Consider the following 23,634-nt stretch of genomic DNA (forward strand, 5'->3'; position numbering starts at 1 on the left):
GCGGGGGAGAGCGGGGCGGCCCCGGTGACCGGGCGGGGGCGGGTGCGTCCGCAGGTCTCGGGCGGCGGATTGTCACCGTCGTGCCACACCTTCCCGTCCGCGCGAACCATCGCCGCCGCCCCGGTGTGTTGTTCGGCGAGTGCCGGGGTGTACCGGCCATATCCTCGGGGGAGTCATGGACTACTCACATATGCGTCGGGTGATGACGGTGGCGGCGACGGCCGCGGTGGCCGGTGTCCTGGTGGTCGGCTGCGAGCCCGGTGGCGGCAGCGGATCCGGGTCGGGCGCCGCCGCGTCCCCGGTGATCCCCACCGCCAAAGCCACACCGCAGACCACCGCGCCCACCACCAAGCACCCCACCCACCCCGGGACCGCGGGCAGCACCAAGCCCAGGCACGCGGCCCCCAAGTGCGCGATCACCGACCTGAAGGTCACCCCGGCCCACCAGGCGGCCGACCGCCCCCAGGGCACCGGCATTGGCGCGGCCGTCGTCGGCTTCGCCAACACCTCCGCGCACCCCTGCTCGGTGAAGGGGTTCGTCACGGTGGCCGGTGCGGGCAACGGCGCCCCGGACAAGAACACCCCCCTCGCCGTCACCCCTGTCGGCACCGCCTCCACGGTCCTGCTCGCCCCGGGCGGCCGCGCCTGGACGAAGCTGACGTTCGTGCAGGTCCAGGGTGAGGCCGACGGGTACTGCGTGTCGGGGGCCGAGCCGTCCTCGTACCCGACCCTGGTCCTCGGGGTGCCGGGTGCCGGGCGTCACCAGACGGCCCTGGACGACGGGGTGTTCGCCGAGTGCGACAACAAGGTGAAGGTCACCGCGCTCTCGGCCACCAAGCCCTCTTGAACCCGAGGTCCGGTCCGCTCAGCCGTCCTCGGGGCAGAACACCTCGATCCGCTGAACCAGGTTGTTGGCGAAGCCGCCGCGGTTCCAGGGCTGGATGAGCGGCTGGGTGGCGCCCGTGGCGTCGGTGGCGCGGGCGCTCAGGACGTGGCTGCCCGGGGTGGCCGTCCACAGGGCCCGCCAGCGGCGCCAGGCCCAGCCGTGTCCGACCGCCGGGGCCAGTTCGCCCTCGAACCAACCCTGCCCGCCGTCCGTGCTCACCTCGACCCGGGTGACCGGCGCCCGCCCCGACCAGGCCCGGCCCTCCAGCAGGACGCGGCCGGGGCGCACCACACGGGTGCGGGACATGAAGTCCGGGAAGCCGGGCGGGATCATCAGCGCGCGCGGGGCGATCCGGGTCACCGGGTCGCCCGGCTCCTTCGCCGACTGCCGGTAGCGGTAGGCCACTTGCTGCTGGAAGCCGGTGAACGGGGTCGCGGTGAGCGTGATCGCGCGCAGCCACTTGACGTGGGCCATGCCGTACCACCCCGGCACGACCAGCCGCAGCGGACGGCCGTGCTGCGGCGGCAGCGGGGCGCCGTTCATCTCGTACGCCACCAGCACCTCGGGGTCCCGGCCGAGGGCCTCGGCCAGGGGGAGGCTGCGCTGGTAGTCCTGCTCCACACCGCGCTCGACGCCGTGGTCCGCGCCGGTGAAGACCACCTCCACCGCGTCCGGTTCCACCCCGGCCTCGGCGAGCAGCAGCGTGCGCAGCGGCACCCCCGTCCACTCCGCGGTCCCCACCGCTCCGGTCAGCCACGGCTGGCTGACGGGACGCGGGGAGAGCAGGGCCCGGCCGTTGCCCGCGCACTCCATGGTCACCCGGTGGGTGACCGCCGGGAAGGCGCGCAGGGCCGCCATGTCCAGGGTGAGCGCGCTGCGCACCCGGCCGTCCACGGTGAGTTCCCAGGTGTCCGGGTCGGCGTACGGGATGTCGTAGTGCACCAGGACGTAGTGCAGCCCGGGCGGGGTGACGTCGTAGCGCAGGGCCTCCAGGGGCAGGCCGTGGTTGCGGGCCGCGAGGGCGAGCTCCTCGGGGCTGATGCCCTCCGCCGGCCCGGCGATCCGGCCCGGGGTGCTGATGTCACCGAAACGGGCGTCCATGCCCCCATCGTGCGCCCGTGGCCGGGCCCGGTCATCTCCAAGGGCGGCGGGGCGGGCCGGGGATTGCGTGTCCCGGGCCGCGGGGAGACGCTTGAGGTGTCAGCCCTGTGGCGCCCGTCAGCGGCCGAGACCCGTGGGGGCGCCGGGGCACCGGCGCGCGAGAACCCACCGGCGGCCCAGCAGGGAAAGGGCCGGGCGGGCCCGCGCGTACACGGACCTCGCCTGCCGTGCCACGGCAAGGGAGACCGTCATGGACGGCACGACGCTGGAGGCGATGCGGACCGTGCTGCGCGGTCCGGTGATCGGCCCGCAGGACCCGGGGTACACCGAGGCCCGCACGATCTACAACGCGATGATCGACCGGCGGCCGGCCGCGGTCGTGCGGTGCGCGGACGCGGGCGATGTCGTCGACGCGGTCGACTTCGTCCGCGACCACGGCCTCGAACTCGCGGTCCGCGGGGGCGGGCACAGCGGGGCGGGCCTGTGCCTGGTGGACGACGGGGTCACCCTCGACCTGTCGCCCATGCGCTGGGCGCGCGTCGACCCCTCGTCGGAGATCGCGCAGGTCGGCGGCGGCTGCCTGATGGGCGACCTGGACCACGCGGCCCACGCGTTCGGTCTGGCCACGCCCGGCGGCATCATGTCGACGACCGGCGTCGCGGGGCTGACCCTCGGCGGCGGCCACGGCCATCTGACCCGCAAGTACGGGCTGACCATCGACAACCTGCTGGCGGCCGACGTGGTGCTCGCGGACGGCAGCTTCGTCACCGTGAACGAGCGCAGCCACCCCGACCTGTTCTGGGCGCTGCGCGGCGGCGGCGGAAACTTCGGCGTCGTCACCTCCTTCACCTTCTCGGTGCACCCGGTGCACACCGTGGTGCTCGGCGTCACCGTGTGGACGCTGGACCGCATCGGTGACGTACTGCGGTGGTACCGCGAGTTCCTGCCGCAGGCGCCCGAGGACCTGAACGGGTTCTTCGCGGTGCTCGTCGTCCCGCCGGGGCCGCCGTTCCCGGAGGAGATCCACGGGCAGAAGATGTGCGGGGTGGTGTGGTGCTGGACCGGGGATCCCGACGAGGCCGGCAAGGTGTTCGCGCCGGTGGCCGAACCCGGCCCGCCCGCCTTCCACTTCACCGCGCCGATGCCGTACCCCATGGTGCAGAGCATGTTCGACGAGCTGATCCCCGCCGGCCTTCAGTGGTACTGGCGCGGCGCGTTCTTCGACCGGATCACCGACGGGGCCGTCGACGTCCACGCCAAGTACGCCGAGGGCATTCCCACCGACCTGTCGACCATGCACCTGTACCCGGTGGACGGCGCCGCCCACCGCGTCAAGCCGGGCGACACCGCCTGGGGCTACCGGGACGCCGTCTGGTCCGGGGTCATCGGCGGCATCGACCCCGACCCGGCCAACGCCGAGACCGTCCGGCAGTGGTGCGTGGACTACTGGGAGGAGCTGCACCCGCACTCCATGGGCGGCAGTTACGTGAACTTCATCGGCGCGGGGGAGGGCCAGGAGCGGGTCAGGGCCACCTACCGCGACCAGTACGACCGGCTGGCCGCGGTGAAGCGCGCCTACGACCCGCACAACCTCTTCCACGCCAACCAGAACATCGAACCCGCCCGCGGCTAGCGCCGGCCGGCGGCCGGGCCGGGCGCGTCACACCGGCAGGAGCCGGGCGACGAGGCCGCCGAGCTGCTGGGCGTTGCGGCACACGTGCATCTCGACCACCTCGGCGTAGGCGAGCGCCGCGGAGTCCCCGGTCGACCACAGGGACGCCGGTTCCGGGTTGAGCCAGTAGACCCGGCGGGCGCGCTCCGCGATGCGCCGCAGCGCCGGGAGGTTGGGGTCGCTCATGTTCGTCCGGGCGTCCCCCAGGACGAAGACGGCGGTGCGCGGGCCGACCGCGTCCAGGTAGCGCTCGGCGAACTCCCCGAGCGAGGTGCCGTAGTCGCTGCTGTCGTGCCAGCCGGTCACCGCCGCCTCCCCGGCGATGCGCCCGCCCAGGCCCGCCGGGTCCGCCGCTCCGGTGCGCAGCAGCCCGGTGACCTCGTCTACGCGGTTGACGAAGGCGAACACCCGCACCTTGGCGAACTGGTCGTGGAGCGCCCGCACGAGCAGCATGGTGAAGTTCGCGAACCCGGCGACCGAGCCGGACACGTCACAGAGCAGGACGAGTTCGGGGCGTACGGGACGGCGGCGGCGCAGGACCGGGCGCATGGGGACGCCGCCCGTCGACAGCGAACCGCGCAGGGTGCGGCGCAGATCGATACGGCCGCGGGCCGCACGGCGCCGGCGCGCCGCGAGGCGGGTGGCCAGTTTGCGTGCCAGCGGCTGCACCGACCGGCGCAGCTCGTCGAGTTGGGCGCGACCGGCCACCAGGAAGTCGACCCGGTCGGCGGTGGGCCGCAGGGCGCGGCGCGCGATCTCGTCGGTGCCGCGCCGCTCCGCCACCCGGCGGCGTGCCTCGGTGCCCACCTGCTCGCGGAAGAGCTGGATGCGGCGGCGGATCTCGTCGTCGGTCAGCCGGTCGGTGAAGCCGGCGTCCTGGGCTTCCTGGGCGAGGGTGGACCGCACCCGGGCGAGCAGCGTCTGCGGGCGCAGCCGGTCGAGGGTCTGGTGCGCGGAGAAACCGTCCGGGCCGGGCGAGGCGCCGTATCCGCCGAGGGCGTCCACCGCCTCGGCCGCCAGCCGCCCCAGCGCCGCCCGGTCGTCGGCGGCGAGCGCGGCGGCCAGCCGGTCGCGCAGGTCCGCCGGGTCACCTCCGGTGACGGCGGGGGCGCCGACGCGCAGCGGGAAGTACAGGTCGAAGACGGGGTCGAAGACCGCCCGCTGCCCCTCATGGTGCAGCAGCGCCGCCGCCAGCCCCTCCCGCATCCGCTCGCGGTCGTCGAAGCCCAGCACCTCAAGGGCGGCCGCCGCGTCGACCGTCTCGCCCGGGCCGATCCGCAGCCCGTGGGCGCGCAGGGTGCGGACCAGATCCGTGAGCCGGTCGGGCAGCGCGGTCACACGGCGTCCAGGTCGAGTTTGGCGGCGGCCTTCAGCACGTCGTCCTGGTGTTTGAGAAGGACGCCCAGGCTGTCGCGCACGACGTTCTCGTCGAGGGTGCCCGCGCCCAGCGCCAGCAGCGTACGGGCCCAGTCGACGGTCTCCGCGACCGAGGGCGCCTTGCGCAGGTCCATCGCCCGCAGCGCCCCCACCACCCGCACCACGGACGCGGCCAGCGCCCCGTCGAGCCCGGGCACCCGCATCCGTACGATGCGGCGCTCCAGCTCCTCCTCGGGGAAGCCGATGTGCAGGAAGAGGCAGCGGCGGCGCAGGGCCTCGGAGAGCTCGCGGCTCGCGTTGGAGGTGAGCACCACGAACGGGCGGCGCGTCGCCGTGATCGTGCCCAGCTCGGGCACGGTGACCTGGAAGTCGCTGAGGACTTCCAGGAGCAGCCCCTCGACCTCCACGTCCGCCTTGTCGACCTCGTCGATGAGGAGGACCTTGGGATCGCTGCCACGGATGGCCGTGAGCAGGGGGCGGGGCAGCAGGAACTCCTCGCCGAAGATGTCCGTGCGGGCCTCGTCCCACGACTCGTCGCGGCCCGCGGTGATGCGCAGCAACTGCTTGGCGTGGTTCCACTCGTACAGTGCCCGGGACTCGTCGACGCCCTCGTAGCACTGGAGCCGGATGAGTCCGGCGTCCGCGACCTGGGCGACCGCCTTGGCGAGCTCCGTCTTGCCGACGCCCGCCGGGCCCTCGACGAGGAGCGGCTTGCCCAGCCGGTCGGCGAGGAAGACGGTGGTGGCCACGGCCGGGGACGCCAGATAACCGGCCTCGGCCAGGCGCGTGCGGACGTCGTCCACGGACGTGAAGTACCCGGTCGTCATGGGGCGTTCTCCTGGTCTCCCGCTCGGCGGACGGTCGCGCGGCGCGCTCGTGCGTTGCCGTACGTACTCGATCAGCTCCCGGGGCTGTCCACAACGGGCGGGCACGCTTTGCGGCGAAGGTCACGGTCCGCCGGGCGGGGCGCGTCAGCGCGGGGCGCGGCGGGTGGTCAGCAGGAGCGCGATGTCGTCCGGGCGGTCGGTGGCCAGCCGGGCCTCCTCGATCAGCAGGTCCGCGGTGCCGCCCAGGGACGGGCCGGTGCGCCGGGTGGGCGTGGCCGCCCGGGAGAGCGACGCGCGCAGCCGCTCCACGCCCTCGTCGATGTCGGTGCCGGGCCGCTCGACCAGCCCGTCGGTGTACAGGGCGAGCACCGCGCCCGGCTCCAGGCGCAGGTCCGCCACCGGATACACCGCGTCCGGGGCCACCCCCAGCACCACACCACCGGGCAGGTCCAGGACCTCGGCCCGGCCGTCGGGGTGGCGCAGCAGCGGCTGCGGATGCCCGGCGCGGGCCGCCCGCGCCTCGCCGGTGAGCGGGTCGAGCCTGATGTAGCAGCAGCTGGCGAACTGGCCCGGGTCGAGGTCGATGAGCAGCCGGTTGGTGCCGCTCATCACCTCCTCGGGCGGATGCCCGCCGAGCGCGAAGGCCCGTACCGCGCTGCGCAGTTGGCCCATGGTGGCCGCGGCCTGCACCCCGTGCCCCTGGACGTCGCCGATGACCAGCGCCAGACCGTCCCCGGCCTCCACGACGTCGTACCAGTCGCCGCCCACGTCCATGCCCTGGGTGCCGGGCAGATACCGTCCCGCCGTCTCCACCCGCGGGTGGGCGGGCAGACGGTGGGGAAGCAGGGCCGCCTGGAGCCCGCGGGCGAGGGCGGCCTCGGTGTCGTAGCGCTGGGCCCGCTCCAGGGCCTGGGCGATGAGACCGGCGAGCGCGGTGAGGACCGTGCGCTCCTGCGGGCTGAAGCCGCGCGGCCGGTCGAAGCCGAGGATGCAGGAGCCGACCGGGCGCCCCGAGGCGATCAGCGGCAGGAAGGCGCGGGCGCCCTCCTCGGCGTCGAGGGGGATGCCGGGATAGGCCGCGGCGAGCTGCTCCATCGACTCGAAGAAGAGCGGGCGGCCGTGGGTGAGGGTGTCGACACCGGGCAGCCGCACGTCCAGCGCGACCCCGTCGAAGGGGTCGAGGAAGCCCTGGGGGAAGCCGCTCTCCCAGGCCAGATAGAGGTGCCGGTCCTGGAGCAGATAGAGGGCGAGGCGGCGGCCGCCGAACGCGGGGAGCAGCTCCTGCATCACCACCGCGGAGACCTGGCGGGCGGTGACCGCCTCGCTCAGGGCCAGGGCGAGGAAGACCGGCGGGTAGAGGGATTCCGCGCCACCCGCCCGGTCGGCGGGCGCGGGGGGAAGGCCGTCGGGTGCCGCCGGGGCCGGCGGCGGGCCGAACGGCGGTTGGCCGGGCTCCCGTCCCTCGCGGGCAGCGGCCCCGGGCGTGGAGGCGGACCCGGCGGCGTCCGCCTCCCGGCCCACGGGGACCGCGGTGAACGTCAGCCCGTCGGGGCCGGGGTAGACGGACAGCGCGAGCCGGTCGCCGTAACCCTCCCCGGTCCGCGGGTCCGCGCCGGGCGGCTGCGGGCGTCTGACCTGGAAGTGCACCGGGTCCCTGGAGAGCAGGGCGCCGCGAAGGTGGTCCTGGCAGGAGGGCTGCGCCAGCCAGGGCACGGCGTGGTCGAGGGGCTGCCCGAGCAGTTCGCTGCGGGGGTGGCCGAGGAGCAGGGCGGCGCGTGGGTTGACGTAGCTGATCAGGCCCAGCCGGTCCAGGGTGAAGACACCCTCGGGGAGCTGGTCGGCGGCGTGCTCCCCGGCCGGACGGTCGGCCGGTGCCCCGTCGGACGGGGGCGGTACGCACAGCGGCTCGCCGTCCCAGACGACCGCCGGTCCCTCCGCCTCCAGGTCGAGCAGGGCGGCGCCCAGGCCCTGGGCGGCCTCGGTGAGGCGGTCGCGGTCCCGGGGCGCGGAGGTGGCGTCCGGCGCGGCGGGGCACAGCACGCTCAGGACCCCGTACGCCGTCGACGCCCCGACGACCGGTACGTACACCGAGCCGAAGCGGAACGGCAGCCCGGCCGCGAGCTGGGGGTAGCGGCGCATGGTCTCGGTGGGGTCGGCGAGCTGGATCTCGACGCCGAGCCGATGGGAGTCGGCGACCGGGAAGGGGCGGTCCACGTGCATGCGCCACCAGGGGCGGAACAGCGGCCCGGGCAGCCCGGCCAGCACGGCGAGCCGCAGCAGCCCGGGGGTGCTGGAGCGCAGGTACACACCGCCCACATGGCCGCCGACGGCGCGCATGCCCTCCGCCACGGCCCCGGTGAGCAGTGCGGTCAGCTTTCCCGGCGCCCGGCGCCGGCTCTCGGCGCTCTCGGTCATCTCGTCTGCCCTCGTCCGCGCGCCGCGCGGTAGGTGGTACAGCAAGAATGCGCCACGGGGCGGGGGGCCCGCACCTCGTGGGCCCCCCGCCGGACGAGTGCGCGCCCTAGCGCGCCGCGTGCCCCTCGGCCAGCGGCCACTCACGGTGCAGCGCGCCGAGCGGGATGCGGCGCTCGAAGACCGGCGTGCCGAACAGGGACAGCTGGAAGTGGAGCCGTCCGCTGAGGTCGAACCCGCCGTACACGGCCCAGGCACCCGATACGGACGCCTTGCCGCCGGTCGACGCGGTCGCCTTCGCGTCGGCCTCGCCGCGCAGGTGGGGCGCGAAGTCGGCGCTGACGCCGACGGCCCCGTACAGGCCGACGGAGGCCTCCGCGCCCATGGCGCCCTTGACGCGTCCGGCCGCGGTCACGGTGGCCGTCACCGGCGAGCTGTGCACGGCGGAGGTGCTGACCGGCCTCCAGCCCTTGCCGGAGGCGTAGCTGCCGCCGACGCGGAAGCCGCCCTTGACGTCCTGCGCCACGTCGAGCGTGACGCGGCCGTCCGCCTCGACCTGGACGTAGCAGGTCAGGTCGAGGTTGACGACGACCGGGACGGGGCCGACCTGGATGACGGGCGCGCTGTGCAGCTTGGCGAACGGGATGCGCTTGGGGGCGCCGGTGGTGGCGGCGGCGCGGCCCTTGAGCGCCCACTGCGAGGACCAGTCGCCGCTCATGCCGAGGAAGGCGGAGCGCGGCCCGGCACCGGTACCGCCGTCGTACGAGAACTCCACCTCGGGGGCGAGCTGGACGAAGCCGGAGACCGAGGCGCCGGCGGAGGCCGGGGCGTCCTCGGCGGTGTCGACGGCGGCGTTCACGTCCAGGCGCAGGTTGCCGAGGGGCAGCTTGGCGCCCTTGGGGCCGAAGGTGAGGCCCTTGCCCTTGGCCCAGGAGAAGGTGACGCCCTTCATCAGAGGCTCGACCCTCACCGAGGACGGGTCGACCGGGACCTTGCCGTCGGCCTTGTCGTCCTTGAGGACGGAGGCCAGCGTGGTGGGGGCGGTCCTGACCTCGGTTCCGCGGTCGGTCTTCTTGCCGACCTCGGTGACCTTGGCGAGCAGTCCGTCGGGGGCGCCGGGCGCCGGGGCGCTGGCGATGACGTCGCCGACGGCGACGGGCTTGTCGGGCGCGGGCGCGGGCGAGTGGCCGGGTGCGCCGGTGGGACGCCGCGGGGCCGTGGATATGACGGCCCGTCGGCTCGTCCGGTCGTAGGAGGCGACCTTCAGCGAGGACGTCCGCGGGCGGCCCTGGCCCGTGCCGGGGCGGGCCACCGCCGTCGGCGCGGACGGCTCCTGGGGCGCGGCGGCCACGTCTAGCTGCCGCGTGTCGTCGGCGGCCACCGCGATGGTGGCGGTGCTGCCGGGCTGTGCCGCGTCGCTGTGCCCGGAGGAGGAGCAGCCGGTGGCGGCGAGGGCCAGGGTGGCCAGGCCCGGCACCAGGAGGCGGGTGGTGAACGTGCGCACGGAGATGGTGACCTTCGGATGGGAGGAGGGGGGTCGCTACTCGGGAGTAACGCGAAGGTGATCATGTCATGCGCGCGGGACGCCAGTCATCTTGAGTTCCCGCCAACTCGTGGGCGTGCCAGGACGGTTGAAGCTTCATTTACGTAAAGGAGGCAGGGCTTCAGGCGCGGGCGCGGCGGCCCGGGGGCCCGGACCGCCCCTCCCCGTCAGGCGCTCCGCGCGAACGCGTCGACCCCGGTCAGTCCGGCGGAGAGCCGCCACAGCCGCGCGGCTCGTACCGGGTCGGTCGCGTGGGCGCTGACACCGGTGGTGAGAGCGTCGCGCGACCTCACCGTCCGTCGGATCGTCAGCCGACACCGCGGGTTCGGCGACGCCGCAGTCCTCGTACGCGCTCTCAGTCAAGCCGCGCGCACCGTCACGCCCGGCCCCGACCGGTGACCGGCGCGGTGCGCTTCCAGGGGTGTGAACCCTCCAGCTGCGCCACCAGGCCGAGGAGTCGGTGCTCGGAGCCCGGGCGGCCGACCAGCTGGACCGAACCCGGCAGACCCGTCGGCAGCGACCCGAACGGCATCGAGAGAGCGGGGTGCCCCGAGAGGTTCCACGGCGGGGTCATCGGCGAACAGGCCGTGTTGACAGCGACGTTGGCCAGCCAGCCGCGCTCGTGCCAGGCGTCGGCCGCCGGGCCGCGCCGGGCCAGCGCGGGCGTCAGCAGGACGTCGTACTCCTCGAAGAAGGGCGCCAACCGCCGGTTCAGCGCGCCCCGGTGGTCCGCGCGCAGCATCCCGAGCCGACCCGCGGCCCGGCCGATCGCCGCGTGGCGCCGGGTGCGCGGAGTGAGCAGGCGCGGGTCGAGTCCCTCGGCGTCCTGCGCGGTGCCTCCCGTCCAGCGGGCCAGGACGACCGCGCCGAACGTGAGGGGGTAGGGCGGATGGGCGACGCGGACGCGGTGGCCGGCCGCCGCGAGCGCCCGGGCCGCCCGGCGGGCGAGGGCGGCGTGCGCGCCGCTCACCCGCACCCCCGCGATCGGGCTGCGCGTGGATACGGCGATCCTGAGCGGGCGTGACGGGCTCGCCGGTTCGTCGTCCCCGCGCGGTGTCTCGCCCGCCAGCACCGAGAACATCAGCCGTGCGTCGGCGGCCGTCGTCGCCAGCGGGCCGTTCTCCGACATCCCGAACCAGCCGCCGCCGAGGTCGGCCGGAACGCGCCCGGTGCCGGGCTTGAGTCCGACCAGGCCGCAGTGCGCGGCCGGTATCCGCAGGGACCCCATACCGTCGTTGCCGAGCGCGAGCGGCACCAGGCCCGCCGCGACCGCCGCCGCGCCGCCCCCGGACGAGCCACCCGCCGTACGCGACGGGTCCCAGGGGTTGCGGGCGATGCCGTGGACCCCGTCGGTGGTTCCGAAGACACACAGCTCCGGTACGTGCGTGAGGCCCACCACCACAGCGCCCGCCGCCCGCAGCCGGGCGACGGTCACATGGTCCTCGGCCGCGAGGGTCGTGGGGGTGGCCGCCGAGCCGTTGCGGGTCGACTCGCCGCGTACCGGCAGGTTGTCCTTGACGGCCACGGGAACACCGGCGAGCGGCAGCCGGGACAGGTCGGCACGGGCGCCGACCGCGTCCGCCTCCGCGAGCGCGGCCGCGGCGCGCACCACGCGGAACGCGCCGACGCGCCCGTTCCGCGCGGCGATCGCCGCGAGGTGGTCGGCGGCCACCTCGCGCGGTGTGACCTCCTTCCGCCGGACGGCCTCGGCCATCTCGACGGCGGTCCGGCCTGCCCACTGGGTCACGGTGGCTCCTCGGCGCTTGCTGGCTCGTGTCACGACGACGGGAGGCCACTGTGGACGACCCAGGTGTCTTCTGTCGATACCCGTGGATCTCCGCCCCCCGACGCGGCCGGACCGGCCCGGCCCCGGGCCGGGGAACGGCGGCGGCTCCGGCAGGCCGCGCGGGGCCGAGCGGTGGCCCGGCGCCGCAACCCCGGCCGGGGCCGCGCCGGGCCATTTTGTTCTCCACCGCCCCGACCTCGGATGATGGGAGCCGGGCAACCGACGCGAGCGTTGGTCGCCCGTCCACGTCCCACCTCGAACAGGAGCCTTCTTGTCCTCCCGCCGAACGCCCCGGCACACCTCCCTACCCCGTACCGGATCACGCGCCGTGGTACTCGCCCTGGCCCTGCCCCTCCTCGCGGCCGTCGCGACCGCCCCGGCCCCGGCGCAGCCACGGAGTGCAGGGGCCGCGTTGCCTGCCCACGTGGCGCCCGCCACCGCCACCGTGACCGAGGGGCAGGTCAGGGAGGTGGCCAGGGGCGGCGTGCTCACCTACCCCTCCGTCACCAGCTGTCTGACGGTGACGGTCCGGCTGCGCGGGGGCGGACTGGCCGGTGCCCACGCCAGCCTGTTCCAGGTGCCGGGCGAACTGCGGTCCGACGCGGTCCTGCCCGCGCTGCGCGAGGCCGTGGCAGGGCGCCGGGTCGCCGCCGTCGAGGTCCGGGGCGCCGTGGGCGCCTGGCACCCCGGCTACTTCACACGGGCGATCGAGGCGTACGGCGACGGGGAAGCGGTACCGCAGCCCGCGGGCCGGGACTTCGAGGGACTGGCGGAGGCGGTGGCACTCGGGCTGAGGCAGCCGCGCGCCATCGTGACGGTCGAGGACGTGCCGGACGGCGACCAGATCGTACGCTGACCCGCATACGTCCCGGGGTTGCCCGGAATTGGGCCGCAAGTGGTCCCCCGGTCCCCCTGCCGGGCAGCCCGGGGGATAACCCCACTCCGGTCGGCCTGCCTGCCGGATGGGACCACGTGCGGCCCTCAACCACCCTTGTCACATGACGACTTACCGCACCAGAGGCCTTGCGCTCGCCCTCTCCCTCGCGGCCGCCACCACGGTCCTCACCGCCACCGCCACCGCCACCGCCGCCCCGGCCCGCTCCGCCGGTTCCGGATCGCCCGTCCTCGACTGGAAGCCCTGCGCCTTCGACGACGCCGTGAGCGGGCAGGAGTGCGCCTCGCTGCCCGTGCCGCTCGACTACGCCCACCCGGGGGGCCACGGCCTCACCGTCGCTGTGTCCCGGCTGCGCAGTCGGGACACGGACAAGCGGCGCGGGGCCCTGCTGGTGATCCCCGGCGGGCCCGGCGGCTCCGGAGTGCGGCAACTGGCCGAGCAGGGAGCCGCGTTGCGCGAGAAGACCGGCGACGCCTACGACATCGTCAGCCTCGACCCGCGCGGCGTGGGCGCCAGCACCACGGCGAGCTGTGGGCTCGCCGCCGACGACCGCATGCTGGTGAACCTGCGGTCCTGGCCGGGACCCGGCGGTGACATCAGCGAGAACGCCGCCAGGTCCCGCCGCGTCGCCGAGTCCTGCGAACGCAACGGGGGCGCGGTACTGCGCAGCTTCACCACCCGTAACGAGGTCCGCGACATCGACCGCTTCCGCCAGGCGCTCGGCGAGCGCAGACTCTCGGCGTACGGCGTCTCGTACGGGACCTACGTGGGCGCGGTGTACGCGCAGTCGTACCCGCAGCACACCGACCGCTGGGTGCTCGACAGCAACGGCGACCCCGACCCGAGCCGCGTCGAACGCGGCTGGCTGGCGAACATGGCACCGGCGGCCGACATCCGCTTCCCGGACTTCGCGGCGTGGGCCTCGGACCCGGCCAGGGACGCCCAGGGGCTGCGAGTGGCCCAACGTGCCGCGGACGTACGGCCGTTGTTCCTCGCGCTGGCGGCCGAGCTCGACGTGCGGCCGAGGCGGACGACCACGGACGGTGTCGCACTCACCGGCAACCACCTGCGCCAGGCGCTTCAGCTGGCGTTCGACTCGGACCGCTCCTTCCCCATGCTGGCGCGCCTCATCCAGCAGGCCCAGGACCCCGGCGCGACCCCGGTCCTGCCCCCGCCGCTCGCCGAGCCCATGAGCGACCAGGACGCGGCGGCCACCGTGGCGGTGCTCTGCAACGACGTGAGCTGGCCCAAGTCCATCTCCTCGTACGAGCGGGCGGTCGCCGCCGACCGGGCCCGCCACCCCCTCACGGCGGGCAGCCCGGTCAACATCGTGCCCTGCGCCTTCTCCAAGGAGGGACCCGCCGAGAAGCCGGTCCGGATCACCGACGACGGCCCGTCCAACGTCTTGATGATCCAGGGGCTGCGCGACCCCGCGACGCCCTACTTCGGCGCGTTGAAGATGCGTCAGGCGTGGGGCGACAGGGCCCGTATGGTCACGGTGGACCACGGCGGCCACGGGATGTACCTGGACAACGGGAACGCGTGCGGCGACCGCGCGGTCACGGCCTTCCTCACCACGGGGGAGCGACCGGAGCGGGACACCTACTGCGCCGGCTGACCCACCGGCCGGACGCCTCCCCCCCCCGCTCAACGCGGCAATGGGGCCGGCTCCGGCCCGAAGCGCCGCGATCATGTGCGTGGGGGGCCGGGGCGAGCGCCGCAGATGAACACCCGGACCGTGAAAGACACTTCCCTCCCCGGCTGATCATCTGACATCTTGCGTCCACCACTCGTTTCGTACGACCCGGTAGGTGCCACCCGTGCCCGCCGGGTCATCGGAGGACGCATTGATACCCCCCATATCCAGACGCCCCCGACGCCTCCTGGCCGGGGCCGTCGCCCTCGGAGCCGCGCTGACCTTCGCGGCTCCCGCCCTCGCGAGCACCCAGCCCGTCGCCCCGTCCGCCACCGGCCCGGCCCGCGCGGCCGCGTCGGTCACGGCCCGCACCACGGCGGCCTGGGCCGCGGGCACCCGCGCCTACCTGGTCATCACCGCCCCCGGTGACACCTCGGCGGTGCGCTCGGCCGTCACCGCCAACGGCGGCACGGTGTTCTCCTCCTTCGACGCGATCGGCGTCATCGTCGCCCACTCCGCCTCCGGCACCTTCGCCGCCACCATGCGGGGCGTCAGCGGAGTCCAGCAGGTCGGCGCCACCCGTACCGCCGACGTCCCGGCCGACGCCTACAATCCGGCGCTCCCCGCCAACCCCGCGCAGTCGACCACCCCGGCCGGGGAGCCGGTGCGCTGGGACATGAGCCAGATCAAGGCCGACCAGGCGTGGGCCGTCTCCACGGGATCGTCGTCGGTGAAGGTGGGCGTCCTCGACACCGGTGTGGACGACCAGCACCAGGACCTCACCGCCAACTTCGACACCGCCGACTCGGTCTCCTGCGCCTACGGCAAGCCGGACACCCGCGCCGGGGCCTGGCGCGACGTCGACAGCCACGGCACGCACGTGGCGGGCACGATCGCCGCCGCCAGGAACGGCAAGGGCGTGGTGGGCGTCGCCCCGGGGGTGAAGATCGCCTCGGTCCGTCTCGCGGAGCCGGGCTCCACCCTCTTCTACGCCGAGAACACCGTCTGCGGTCTGGTGTGGGCCGGTGACCACGGCTTCAAGGTCACCAACAACAGCTACTACACCGATCCGTGGCAGTTCAACTGCCCGGACAACGCCGACCAGGCCGCCATCATCGAGGGTGTGCGGCGCGCCCAGGTGTACGCCGAGGGCAAGGGGTCCCTCCAGGTCGCCGCCGCGGGCAACGCCGACTACGACCTGGCCAACAAGACGACCGACACCGAGAGCCCCAACGACTCGACGCCCACCACCCGCCGTATCACCAACGCCTGCCTCGACATCCCGACCGAGCTGCCGGGCGTTGTCACCGTCTCGGCGATGGGCAGCGGCAACGTGAAGGCGTCCTACTCCAACTTCGGCAACGGCGTCATCGACGTCGCGGCCCCGGGCGGCGACGGCTCCAGCGGTGTCTACTCCACCCTGCCGGGCGGCAAGTACGGCACGAAGAGCGGTACCTCGATGGCCTCCCCGCACGTCGTGGGTGTGGCCGCGCTCCTGGCGAGCGCCACCCCGGGCCTCACCCCGGCCCAGCTCCGCGACAAGCTGGCCGTCCAGGCCAACGACGTCGCCTGCCCGTCGGACAGCCGGTGCACCGGCACCACCGCGAAGAACGCGTTCTTCGGCGAGGGCCAGGTCGACGCGCTCAAGGCGGTCGGCACCACCGTCCCGCCGGGGAAGTACTTCGAGAACACGGCGGATGTCGCCGTCAACGACAACACCACCGTGGAGAGTCCCCTCACCGTCACCGGGGTGACCGGAAACGCCCCGGCCGCACTCAAGGTGGGGGTGAACATCGTGCACACCTACATCGGTGACCTGAAGGTGGACCTCGTCGCCCCCGACGGCACCGTGTACACCCTGCACAACCACACCGGCGGCAGCGCGGACGACATCCACCAGACGTACACCGTCGACGCCTCCGCGCGGGTGGCCAACGGCACGTGGAAGCTGCGGGTCAACGACAACGCGGGTGGTGACACCGGCCGGATCGACAGCTGGAGCCTGACCTTCTGAGGCTGCCACAGCTGGACCTCGGCGTTCTGAGGCCGCGGGCCCGCGAACAACGAAAGGCCCGGGCGTCCACTCCGTTAAGGGAGCGGGCGCCCGGGCCTCTTGCCGTCACCGCACAGCGGTCAGGCCCTGGTCTCCGGGTCCAGGGCGGGCGGCCGGGTGCAGTCGATCACCCGGTCCAGCCAGGCCGGGCCCTTGAGGTAGATGTTGCTGATCCACGCCTTGTAGTCCGGCAGATACGACCACACGTCATTGGTGACGCCCTCGGCCGTGACCGTCTGCGCGTGCTTCTGGCAGCCGATCCTGACCTGGGTCGGGCCGCTGAAGGTGTTCTTCACGTCGGAGGTGACGTACGGGCGCGCATGGGTGTTCACCCCGGTGCCCCAGGTGCTGAACATACCGTCGGCGCCCGCGCTGGTGCCGCCCCCGCTACCGGTGTCCGGGTCCAGGGCCGGCGGCCGGGTGCAGTCCATCACCCCGTCCAGCCAGGCCGGGCCCTTGAGGTAGATGTTGCTGATCCACGCCCCGTAGTCCGGCAGGTACGACCACACGTCGTTGGTGACGCCCTCGGCGGTCACCGACTGGGCGTGCTTCTGGCAGCTGATCTTCACCGGGGTGGGCCCGGAGAAGGTGCTCTTCACCTCGGACGTGGTGGTGGGGTGGGCGTGGGTGTTCACATCGGTGCCCCAGGTGCCGTTGGAGCCGGTCGAGGTGCCGCCGCCGCAGTCCGGCACACCGTCGAGCCAGGCCGCGCCCCTGACGAAGATGTTGCTCACCCAGCCGCCCAGGTCGGGCAGGTGCGACCAGGCGTCGTTGGTGATGCCCTCGGCCGTGACCGACTCCGCGTGCTTCTGGCAGTCGATGTGGATGGCGGTGGGTGCGGAGAAGGTGGTGACCACCGAGCCGGAGCGCGACGGTGTGGAGCGTACGTTGACGCTGTCGCCCCAGGTCGAGTGCTCCCCGGAGCCGCCCGCGCCGCCGCAGTCGGGCACACCGTCGAGCCAGTAGGCGCCCTTGACGAAGATGTTGCTGACCCAGCCGCCGTAGTCCGGCAGATGGGACCAGACGTCGTTGGTGATGCCTTCGGCGGTGACCGTCTCGGCGTGCTTCTGGCAGTCGATCGCGATCGCCGTCGGGCCGGGGAAGGTGGTGAGAACCGAGGCCGAACGGGAGGCGGACGAGCGGACGTTGATGCCCGTGCCCCACGTCATGTGGTTGCCGGAACCGGCCCCGCCCATGAACCGCAGGCCACCGGCGTAGTCACCCATGTTGTGGCTGTTGAGGTCCGAGACCATCACATGGGTGTCGGACTCCCGTGCCTCGACGATCTTTCCCGCGCCGAGGTAGATGGCGACGTGGTGCACCGACCGTCTGCCCCAGAACACGATGTCGCCGGGGCTGAGCGCCGAGGTGTCCGTGCCGAGCCGCTGGCCGGGCAGGCTGAAGATGCCCGCGGCGGTGGTGTTGCCCATGACGTCGTATCCCACCGCCTGCGACCAGGCCCACCGCACCAGGCCCGAGCAGTCGAAACCCTTGCGGTACGGGTCGTTCCTGCTGCGTTCGGGATCCGACTGGTCCACCCACCCGTAGGAGGCGCCGGGCGAGGCGCCGTGGCCACCGCCCCAGCTGTACCAGGTGCCCGCCGCGACCTGCGAACACGCCGCGTCGATCGCCCGGTTCGCGGCCGGGGAGACCGCGCCGCCGTGGGCGGCGCAGCCCCAGGTGTTCTGCCCGTCCGGCGGACCGTACTGCCACGGCCAGTACAGGTGCCCCATCTCGCAGGGGATGTGGGCGTTGCGCGCCAGGTCGACCGGGTAGCGGCACTGCGAGTCGAGGTGTTCGAGGAAGCCGTCGGGATACGCCCACTGGTGCCACTCGCCGTGGGTGATCCCGTACGACAGGTTCTTGGCGTACTGGTCCCAGATGATTTTCGCGACCGGCGTGTTGTACGTGAGCCACTCGCTCAGGCTCCACGGCCCGTCCGCCCGTACGTGCAGCAGCAGCGCGCTGTCCGTGCGCTCGATCCAGAACACGATGGCGCGGCCCGCGCCCTCGGAGTGTCCGGGCAGCGAGACCAGCCGGAAACCGGTGGTGTACACGTCGGTGGCCTGCACCGGGTTCTCGGTGCCGAGGTAGGAGAGCATGCACTTCGCGCCGGGCTTGAGCTGCCCCTTGCAGTCGGTGTCGAAGGCGAAGTACTGCGCGAACCGCCACTCGGCCATCGCCGCGACCTGCCACGCCGCGGGCTCGGCGGACCCCTTGTCGACGGATGCCAGGGTGTAGGTGAGCTCGTGCGCGTCGTCCGCGTGGGCGGTGGTGGTGCCGGTGAAGAGCAGGGTGCCGATGGCCATGATCAGACCGGCGGCCATGGCGAGGGCACGGTGCCACACGCTCTGCGGGCGCCCCGGCGCCCGTGCGACCTGTGAGGTCATGTTTCTCCTTGGTCAGGGGGGTGCGCGTACCCGTTGGCGGAAAGCCGACCCCCCGGTCGGCCGGGTACGCGCGCACGGATCATAGCGTTGACCGTGCACGGTCAAAGTGGATCTTGAGGGCATCCCCGGGAGGCGGGACCGGGTCCGCCCGCAAGGCGCCGAAAAGCTCCTCGCTGTCGTCGCTCCACCCGTGCCGCGAGGGCGAATTTCCATCCGATCGGATGATTTTTGTCAACCTTGCTCGGTAAGCGGGGAGTTAGACAGCAAGGCAGCGAACCCATCCCGTCCCGCCCACGCCCGCGCCGATGTCGCTCTGACGGTCCCGGACAGCCCCCACCCGTCAGGGCGTGTCGGCATGCTCCGGGTCGTGCGCGGCCCCGTACGACGACTTCCGCAGACTTCGAAGAAGACAGAGGTGTTCCGTGATCCGTGTGTGCGCCAGGCCCGCGCTGGCCCTCGCCCTGATGCTCATCCCCCTGGCCGTCACACCGACGTCCTCGGCGGCGGCCGCACCTCAGCCCCTGACCGTACTGACCTACAACATCCACCACGGCGCGGACTCCGACAACACCCTCGCACTGGACCGGATCGCCGGGGTGGTGAAGGACAGCGGTGCCGATGTCGTGGGCCTGCAGGAGGTCGACCGGCACTACGACGCGCGCAGCGACTTCGTGGACCAGGCGAGCTGGCTCGCGGAGCGGCTCGGGATGCAGGTGGTCTACGGCGCCAACCTCAGCCTCGACCCGCCGCAGGCCGGAGCTCCGCGCCGGGAGTACGGGACCGCGATCCTGTCCCGGTTCCCGGTCGTCGCGGCGCACAACACCCCGCTGCCCCGCCCGCGCCAGGGTGAGCAACGCGGTCTGCTGGAGGCGGACATCGACGTGAACGGCACGGCGGTGCGCGTCCTCAACACCCATCTGGAGCACACCTCGCAGGCCGAACGCCTCGCCCAGGCCGACGCCGTCGGCAACGTCATCAAGGGTTCCAGCCGTCCCACCGTGCTGATGGGCGACCTCAACGCCCCACCGGCGGCCGGGGAGGTCGGCGTGCTGACCCGGCTCCTCGGCGATGTGTGGCGCAAGGCGGGGGAGGGCGCGGGATACACCTTCGACGTCCGCAACCCGCGCAAGCGCATCGACTACGTCCTCGCCTCGTCCACCGTCGCCGCCCGGCAGGCGCGGGTCCTCGACAGCGAAGCCTCCGACCACCTGCCGCTCCGCGTCGAGATCACCCTTCCCTAGCGGCGTGTGGGCCGACCGGGGAGCATCCGGGCGGTGGCGCGGACGGCTCGACCGGGGGCGGGGAAACCGGCCCTCTTAGAACCCTCTTACGGCGCACGACTATCCACGACCCATGAGATCAACGTTTCCGGCCCGGACCCGCACACCGGGCCGTGCCGCCGCCCGTGGCCTCGCCGCCCTCCTCGCCCTCGCCGCGCTCGCCGGATGCACCACGGCGAACGGCGCCGAAGTCTCCGCCGCCCACGCCGGGGACGGCAAGGTGACCGTCCCCGTCCGGGGCGGCACCGCCGTCATCGACACCGCCTCACTGGCCGTACGGGCACACCCCGCGTCCGGGGCAGAGGTGGAGCTGTCCGCCCCGGCCGCCACCGGCCTCGGCCGGCCCGGCCCGGTCACCGAGATCCGCGGGGGAGCCCGCTGGACGTACCCCGCCAAGGGCCTGACCGTCACGGCCGTCGCCGAGCGGGGGCGGCTCCGCGTCGATCTCGCCGCCGGGCGCGACGGGGAGGTGCGCTGGCCGGTCACCGGCACCGACGCGTCCGCCTCCGACCTCCAGCTGCCGCGTGGCGAGGGCCTGAGCATCCCCGTGGACGACGCCTTCTGGAGCGCGCCCGAGCGCGGGCTCACCGGGGACCCGATCGACCTGGGCTCCGGCGCCCTCACCCTGCCGATGTGGGGCTATACGTACGGCGGGCGCGGCGCGAGCTACCTCGTTCCCACCGACATCGGCACCTCGCTGCGGTTCGCCTCCGAGCGGGGCCGGCTGCGCGGCACGGCCACCCACACCTTCGACCGAGGGGAGGACACCCGCGCGTACACCGTCACCTTCGCCCTCACCGACGGGAACCCGGTGGCACCGGCCGTCGACTACCGCGACTGGCTCCTGGAACACGGCAGGCTCGGCAGCCTCCGCGACAAGATCAGGTCAAACCCGGCCGACGGCAGGCTCCTCGGCGCCTTCCACGCCTATCTGTGGGGCGACGCGCGCACCCCGAAGGGCGTGCGGGAGCTGCACCGGCTGGGGGTGAGCCGGATGTGGCTCGGCTACGACGCCGGCAACGACCCGATGAGCGCCGAGGCCGTGAGCACCGCCGAGAAGAACGGCTACCTCGTCGGCCCGTACGACTCCTTCGCCAACGGGCAGGACCCCGCCACCGCCGACTCCCCGAGCTCGGCGTGGCCGGGCCGGGTCTACCCCGACCACTGCGTGACCGACGCGCGCGGCAAGCCGGAGACCGGGTTCGGCAACCGGGGCTGCTACCTCAGCTCGCAGGCGTTCGAGCAGGCCGAGCCGGGCAGGCACCTCCTCGCCGACCGCACCCGCCACATGGTGGCCAACGGCGCCGACAGCTACTTCCTCGACGTCGACGCGGCAGGGGACCTCTTCCGGGACCACAGCGCCGCCCATCCCATGACCAAGGCCCAGGACCGGGCCAACCGCCTCGCCCGGATGAAGCGCCTCACCGACCGCCCACTCGTCCTCGGCTCCGAGTCCGCCGGGGCCTGGGCCAACCAGGTCCTCGCCTTCGACCACGGGTCGGCCACCCCCGTCGGCAACGGCCTGTGGGCGCTCCAGCGCGACAAGGAGGTGTGGGGTGGTTACGCCCCGGAGAAGGCACCCAGGACGTTCTTCAAGCCGGTCGGCCTCCCCGCCGACCTCGCCCGGGAGATGTACGACCCCAAGTACCGCGTCCCGCTGTACGAGACCGCTCTGCACGGCTCGCTGGTCAACGTGGAGCGCTGGGAGCTGTCCTACGGCAAGCTGCCGCGGCAGAAGAAGGACCGGGCGCTGCTGGCGATGCTCTACAACATCCCGCTGAACTACGTCCTCGACGGCCCGGCCCTGAAGAAGGACGGGCCCGAACTGGCCGCGCTGCAACGGTACTTCGCCCCGCTGCACCAGAAGGCGGCCACCGAGCGGCTGACGTCCTTCCGCCGGCTGACCGCCGACCGCGCCGTGCAGCGCACCGTCTTCGGCGCCGGTGTGCTGACGGTGACCGCCAACTTCGGGGCCACCGCGTCCCACGGCGTCCCCGCCGGATGCGTCAGCGCCAGGCTGAAGGGCGAGGGCGGGCCGAGGCTGCTGTGCCCGAAGGCGGGGTCCTGACCGGCTCGCGCCGATACGGTGGGGCGGGTGGTCAGCGGAAGAAGCCCGGCGTCGGCAGACCCGGGCGGAACGGCGTGATCACCTGCTCCAGGTGCCGCTGGATCTGCTCGGCCTCCCGGCGCACGTCGCCAGGGACGTCACCCCGTTCCCGTATGAGCTGGGCGTAGATCGGTACGTCACTGTCGCTGTTCACCGCGCGCTGTCCCTCCTGGCCGCCGGCGCGTCCCGCCGGCGGCACGATTTTAGGCGGTGCGGGAGGGCGGTCGGGCACGGCGGGTCCTGCCACGGCCGCGACCGCCTTCGCCGCGGCGCCCAACGGGCCCCGCGCGCGGCCGCGTTCGGCCCGCCCGGAGACGGCGGGCCCCCCGGTGGTGACGCGGTGGGCGGCGGCGCGGGCGAGGCGCCTCCGGCCGGCGCAGGTGCGCGCGGCGGGAGGGCGGCGCCCGCCACGAGGGCGCGGGCGTGGCAGCCGCCGCCCCGCGCGTACGCGGGTGACCAGCGGGTGGAACGGGAGCCTGCCCGTGGCGGCGGTGAGCTATGTTTTGAGCACACATGGCATGAGAAGGAGGCCCGCCGGTGTCATCGGGGCAGAAGGCGCGCGCCCAGGCGGCCGCGATCACGCCGAGCGGGCTGGCGTCGCACCACGAGCGCCCCGCGGCGGACCGGGTCCGGGCCCTCTTCGACGGCCACCGCCTCTCGCCGGGGCAGCGGCGTATCGCCCAGTACCTGATCGACCACCTCACCGAGGCCGTGTTCCTCTCCATCACCGAGCTCGCCGAGCGGGCCGGGGTGAGCCAGCCGTCCGTGACCCGCTTCGCCGTCTCGCTCGGCTACAGCGGCTATCCGGCCCTGCGGGACGTGCTCCAGCCGATCGCGCTGAGCGCGGTCGCGGGCTCGCCCGAGACCCGCGAGGAGATCCGCCACAACGAGCTCCAGGCGGCGGTCGACGCCGAGATCGAGAACCTGGAGAACGTGCGCAGGCTGGTGGCCAACACCCACCAGGTCCTGGAGACCGGCCGAGAGCTGGCCGGTTCGGTCCCGCTCACCGTCCTCGGGCTGCGGATCTCGGTGTCCCTGGCGGAGTACTTCGCGTACGCGGCCCGGCGCATCCACCCCGATGTGCGGCTGGTGACGCGCGGCGGCAGCGTCGCCTACGACGCGCTGCTCCAGTCCCGCTCGGCGGGCGGCACGTGGGTGCTGGCCTTCGCCATGCCCCGGCACGCCAAGGAGACCCTGGCGGCGCTCCGGGCCGCCCGCAGCGCGGGGCTGCGTGTCGCGCTGATCACGGACACCACCCTGGGGCCGCTGGTCGACGAGGCCGACGTGGCCTTCACCGCGGGCACCGGGTCGCGGCTGGTGTTCGACTCGTACGCGGCCCCCGGCGTTCTCGCGGCCGCTCTTCTCCAGGCGATGGCGGACGCCGATCCGGAGCGGACACAGGCGCGGCTCGAGGAGTACGAGCAGGCCGCCGACCAGCACGGTTTCTTCCTGTAGGACCCGATTGGGGTCCGATTCTCCCGTCGGGGTCCGCAAGATCTTCACACCTTACGGGCGCATGAATTTTTTCATACCCTTGTTTACTCAACGGTATATATGTTTACTGAGGCGGAGGCGATCCCCCGATCCCCAAGATGCCAAGGAAGGCGCTTCCCCACGCCCTCCCAGAGCGGACAGCCGACGTGACGCCCCCCTCCTCGCGTCAGCCGGA

General features: G+C 73.6%; 17 protein-coding genes. 8 read left to right on the forward strand and 9 right to left on the reverse strand.

What is annotated here, in order from left to right:
* The first annotated feature begins 175 nt into the window (after positions 1-175).
* The gene (locus ACZ4MU_RS28370) at positions 176-847 is read left to right on the forward strand and encodes a DUF4232 domain-containing protein (protein WP_467881937.1); all 672 of its coding nucleotides are present in this window, start codon (positions 176-178) and stop codon (positions 845-847) included.
* 18 nt (positions 848-865) lie between these two features.
* Here ACZ4MU_RS28370 and ACZ4MU_RS28375 read toward each other — a convergent pair whose 3' ends face one another.
* Positions 866-1,987, reverse strand: coding sequence for a sulfite oxidase (locus ACZ4MU_RS28375; RefSeq protein WP_467881938.1), 1,122 nt, complete (start codon positions 1,985-1,987; stop codon positions 866-868).
* A 250-nt stretch (positions 1,988-2,237) separates the two neighbouring features.
* Here ACZ4MU_RS28375 and ACZ4MU_RS28380 point away from each other — a divergent pair, with 250 nt between their 5' ends.
* Entirely contained in the window at positions 2,238-3,620 is a 1,383-nt protein-coding gene (locus ACZ4MU_RS28380) for an FAD-binding oxidoreductase (RefSeq protein ID WP_467881940.1), read from the forward strand.
* Positions 3,621-3,647: 27 nt separating this feature from the next.
* On the opposite strand, the gene ACZ4MU_RS28385 is transcribed toward ACZ4MU_RS28380, so the two are convergent.
* The 6 genes from ACZ4MU_RS28385 to ACZ4MU_RS28410 form a co-directional block, all read right to left on the reverse strand.
* Positions 3,648-4,997 (reverse strand): VWA domain-containing protein, encoded by a 1,350-nt coding sequence (locus ACZ4MU_RS28385; protein WP_467881942.1) that lies wholly within the window; start codon positions 4,995-4,997, stop codon positions 3,648-3,650.
* Positions 4,994-5,863: an AAA family ATPase gene (locus ACZ4MU_RS28390; RefSeq protein WP_467881944.1), complete on the reverse strand. Its 870-nt coding sequence runs from the start codon at positions 5,861-5,863 to the stop codon at positions 4,994-4,996. The genes ACZ4MU_RS28385 and ACZ4MU_RS28390 overlap by 4 nt, the downstream gene beginning before the upstream one ends.
* 144 nt (positions 5,864-6,007) lie before the next feature.
* On the reverse strand, positions 6,008-8,278 hold the full coding sequence (locus tag ACZ4MU_RS28395) for a SpoIIE family protein phosphatase (RefSeq protein WP_467881946.1): 2,271 nt from the start codon (positions 8,276-8,278) through the stop codon (positions 6,008-6,010).
* A 106-nt stretch (positions 8,279-8,384) separates the two neighbouring features.
* Positions 8,385-9,779, reverse strand: coding sequence for a hypothetical protein (locus ACZ4MU_RS28400; RefSeq protein WP_467881948.1), 1,395 nt, complete (start codon positions 9,777-9,779; stop codon positions 8,385-8,387).
* Positions 9,780-9,985: 206 nt separating this feature from the next.
* Complete coding sequence (locus ACZ4MU_RS28405; RefSeq protein WP_467881950.1) at positions 9,986-10,111, reverse strand: hypothetical protein; 126 nt, start codon at positions 10,109-10,111, stop codon at positions 9,986-9,988.
* A gap of 83 nt (positions 10,112-10,194) precedes the next feature.
* Complete coding sequence (locus ACZ4MU_RS28410) at positions 10,195-11,565, reverse strand: amidase (RefSeq protein WP_467881951.1); 1,371 nt, start codon at positions 11,563-11,565, stop codon at positions 10,195-10,197.
* 451 nt (positions 11,566-12,016) lie between these two features.
* Here ACZ4MU_RS28410 and ACZ4MU_RS28415 point away from each other — a divergent pair, with 451 nt between their 5' ends.
* From ACZ4MU_RS28415 to ACZ4MU_RS28425, 3 genes are all read left to right on the forward strand, one after another.
* Positions 12,017-12,460 carry a hypothetical protein gene (locus ACZ4MU_RS28415; protein ID WP_467881953.1) on the forward strand — a complete coding sequence of 148 codons (444 nt, stop codon included), beginning with the start codon at positions 12,017-12,019 and terminating at the stop codon, positions 12,458-12,460.
* Between the two features lie 142 nt (positions 12,461-12,602).
* The gene (locus ACZ4MU_RS28420) at positions 12,603-14,117 is read left to right on the forward strand and encodes an alpha/beta hydrolase (RefSeq protein ID WP_467881954.1); all 1,515 of its coding nucleotides are present in this window, start codon (positions 12,603-12,605) and stop codon (positions 14,115-14,117) included.
* A gap of 229 nt (positions 14,118-14,346) precedes the next feature.
* Positions 14,347-16,149: a S8 family peptidase gene (locus ACZ4MU_RS28425; RefSeq protein ID WP_467881955.1), complete on the forward strand. Its 1,803-nt coding sequence runs from the start codon at positions 14,347-14,349 to the stop codon at positions 16,147-16,149.
* Between the two features lie 119 nt (positions 16,150-16,268).
* Here the strand turns inward: ACZ4MU_RS28425 and ACZ4MU_RS28430 are convergent, their stop codons facing one another.
* The gene (locus ACZ4MU_RS28430; RefSeq protein ID WP_467881957.1) at positions 16,269-18,578 is read right to left on the reverse strand and encodes a C40 family peptidase; all 2,310 of its coding nucleotides are present in this window, start codon (positions 18,576-18,578) and stop codon (positions 16,269-16,271) included.
* 422 nt (positions 18,579-19,000) lie between these two features.
* Between ACZ4MU_RS28430 and ACZ4MU_RS28435 the strand changes: the two genes are divergently transcribed.
* Together ACZ4MU_RS28435 and ACZ4MU_RS28440 are read left to right on the forward strand one after the other, a co-directional pair.
* A complete protein-coding gene (locus tag ACZ4MU_RS28435; RefSeq protein WP_467881959.1) occupies positions 19,001-19,819 on the forward strand; it encodes an endonuclease/exonuclease/phosphatase family protein in 819 nt (272 codons plus the stop codon).
* A 112-nt stretch (positions 19,820-19,931) separates the two neighbouring features.
* Positions 19,932-21,926 carry a glycoside hydrolase gene (locus ACZ4MU_RS28440; RefSeq protein WP_467881961.1) on the forward strand — a complete coding sequence of 665 codons (1,995 nt, stop codon included), beginning with the start codon at positions 19,932-19,934 and terminating at the stop codon, positions 21,924-21,926.
* 31 nt (positions 21,927-21,957) lie between these two features.
* Here ACZ4MU_RS28440 and ACZ4MU_RS28445 read toward each other — a convergent pair whose 3' ends face one another.
* Entirely contained in the window at positions 21,958-22,119 is a 162-nt protein-coding gene (locus tag ACZ4MU_RS28445) for a hypothetical protein (protein ID WP_467881962.1), read from the reverse strand.
* Positions 22,120-22,502: 383 nt separating this feature from the next.
* Between ACZ4MU_RS28445 and ACZ4MU_RS28450 the strand changes: the two genes are divergently transcribed.
* Positions 22,503-23,420: a MurR/RpiR family transcriptional regulator gene (locus ACZ4MU_RS28450; RefSeq protein ID WP_467881963.1), complete on the forward strand. Its 918-nt coding sequence runs from the start codon at positions 22,503-22,505 to the stop codon at positions 23,418-23,420.
* Positions 23,421-23,634: the final 214 nt, after the last annotated feature.

Source organism: Streptomyces sp. NPDC026377, from assembly GCF_055567715.1.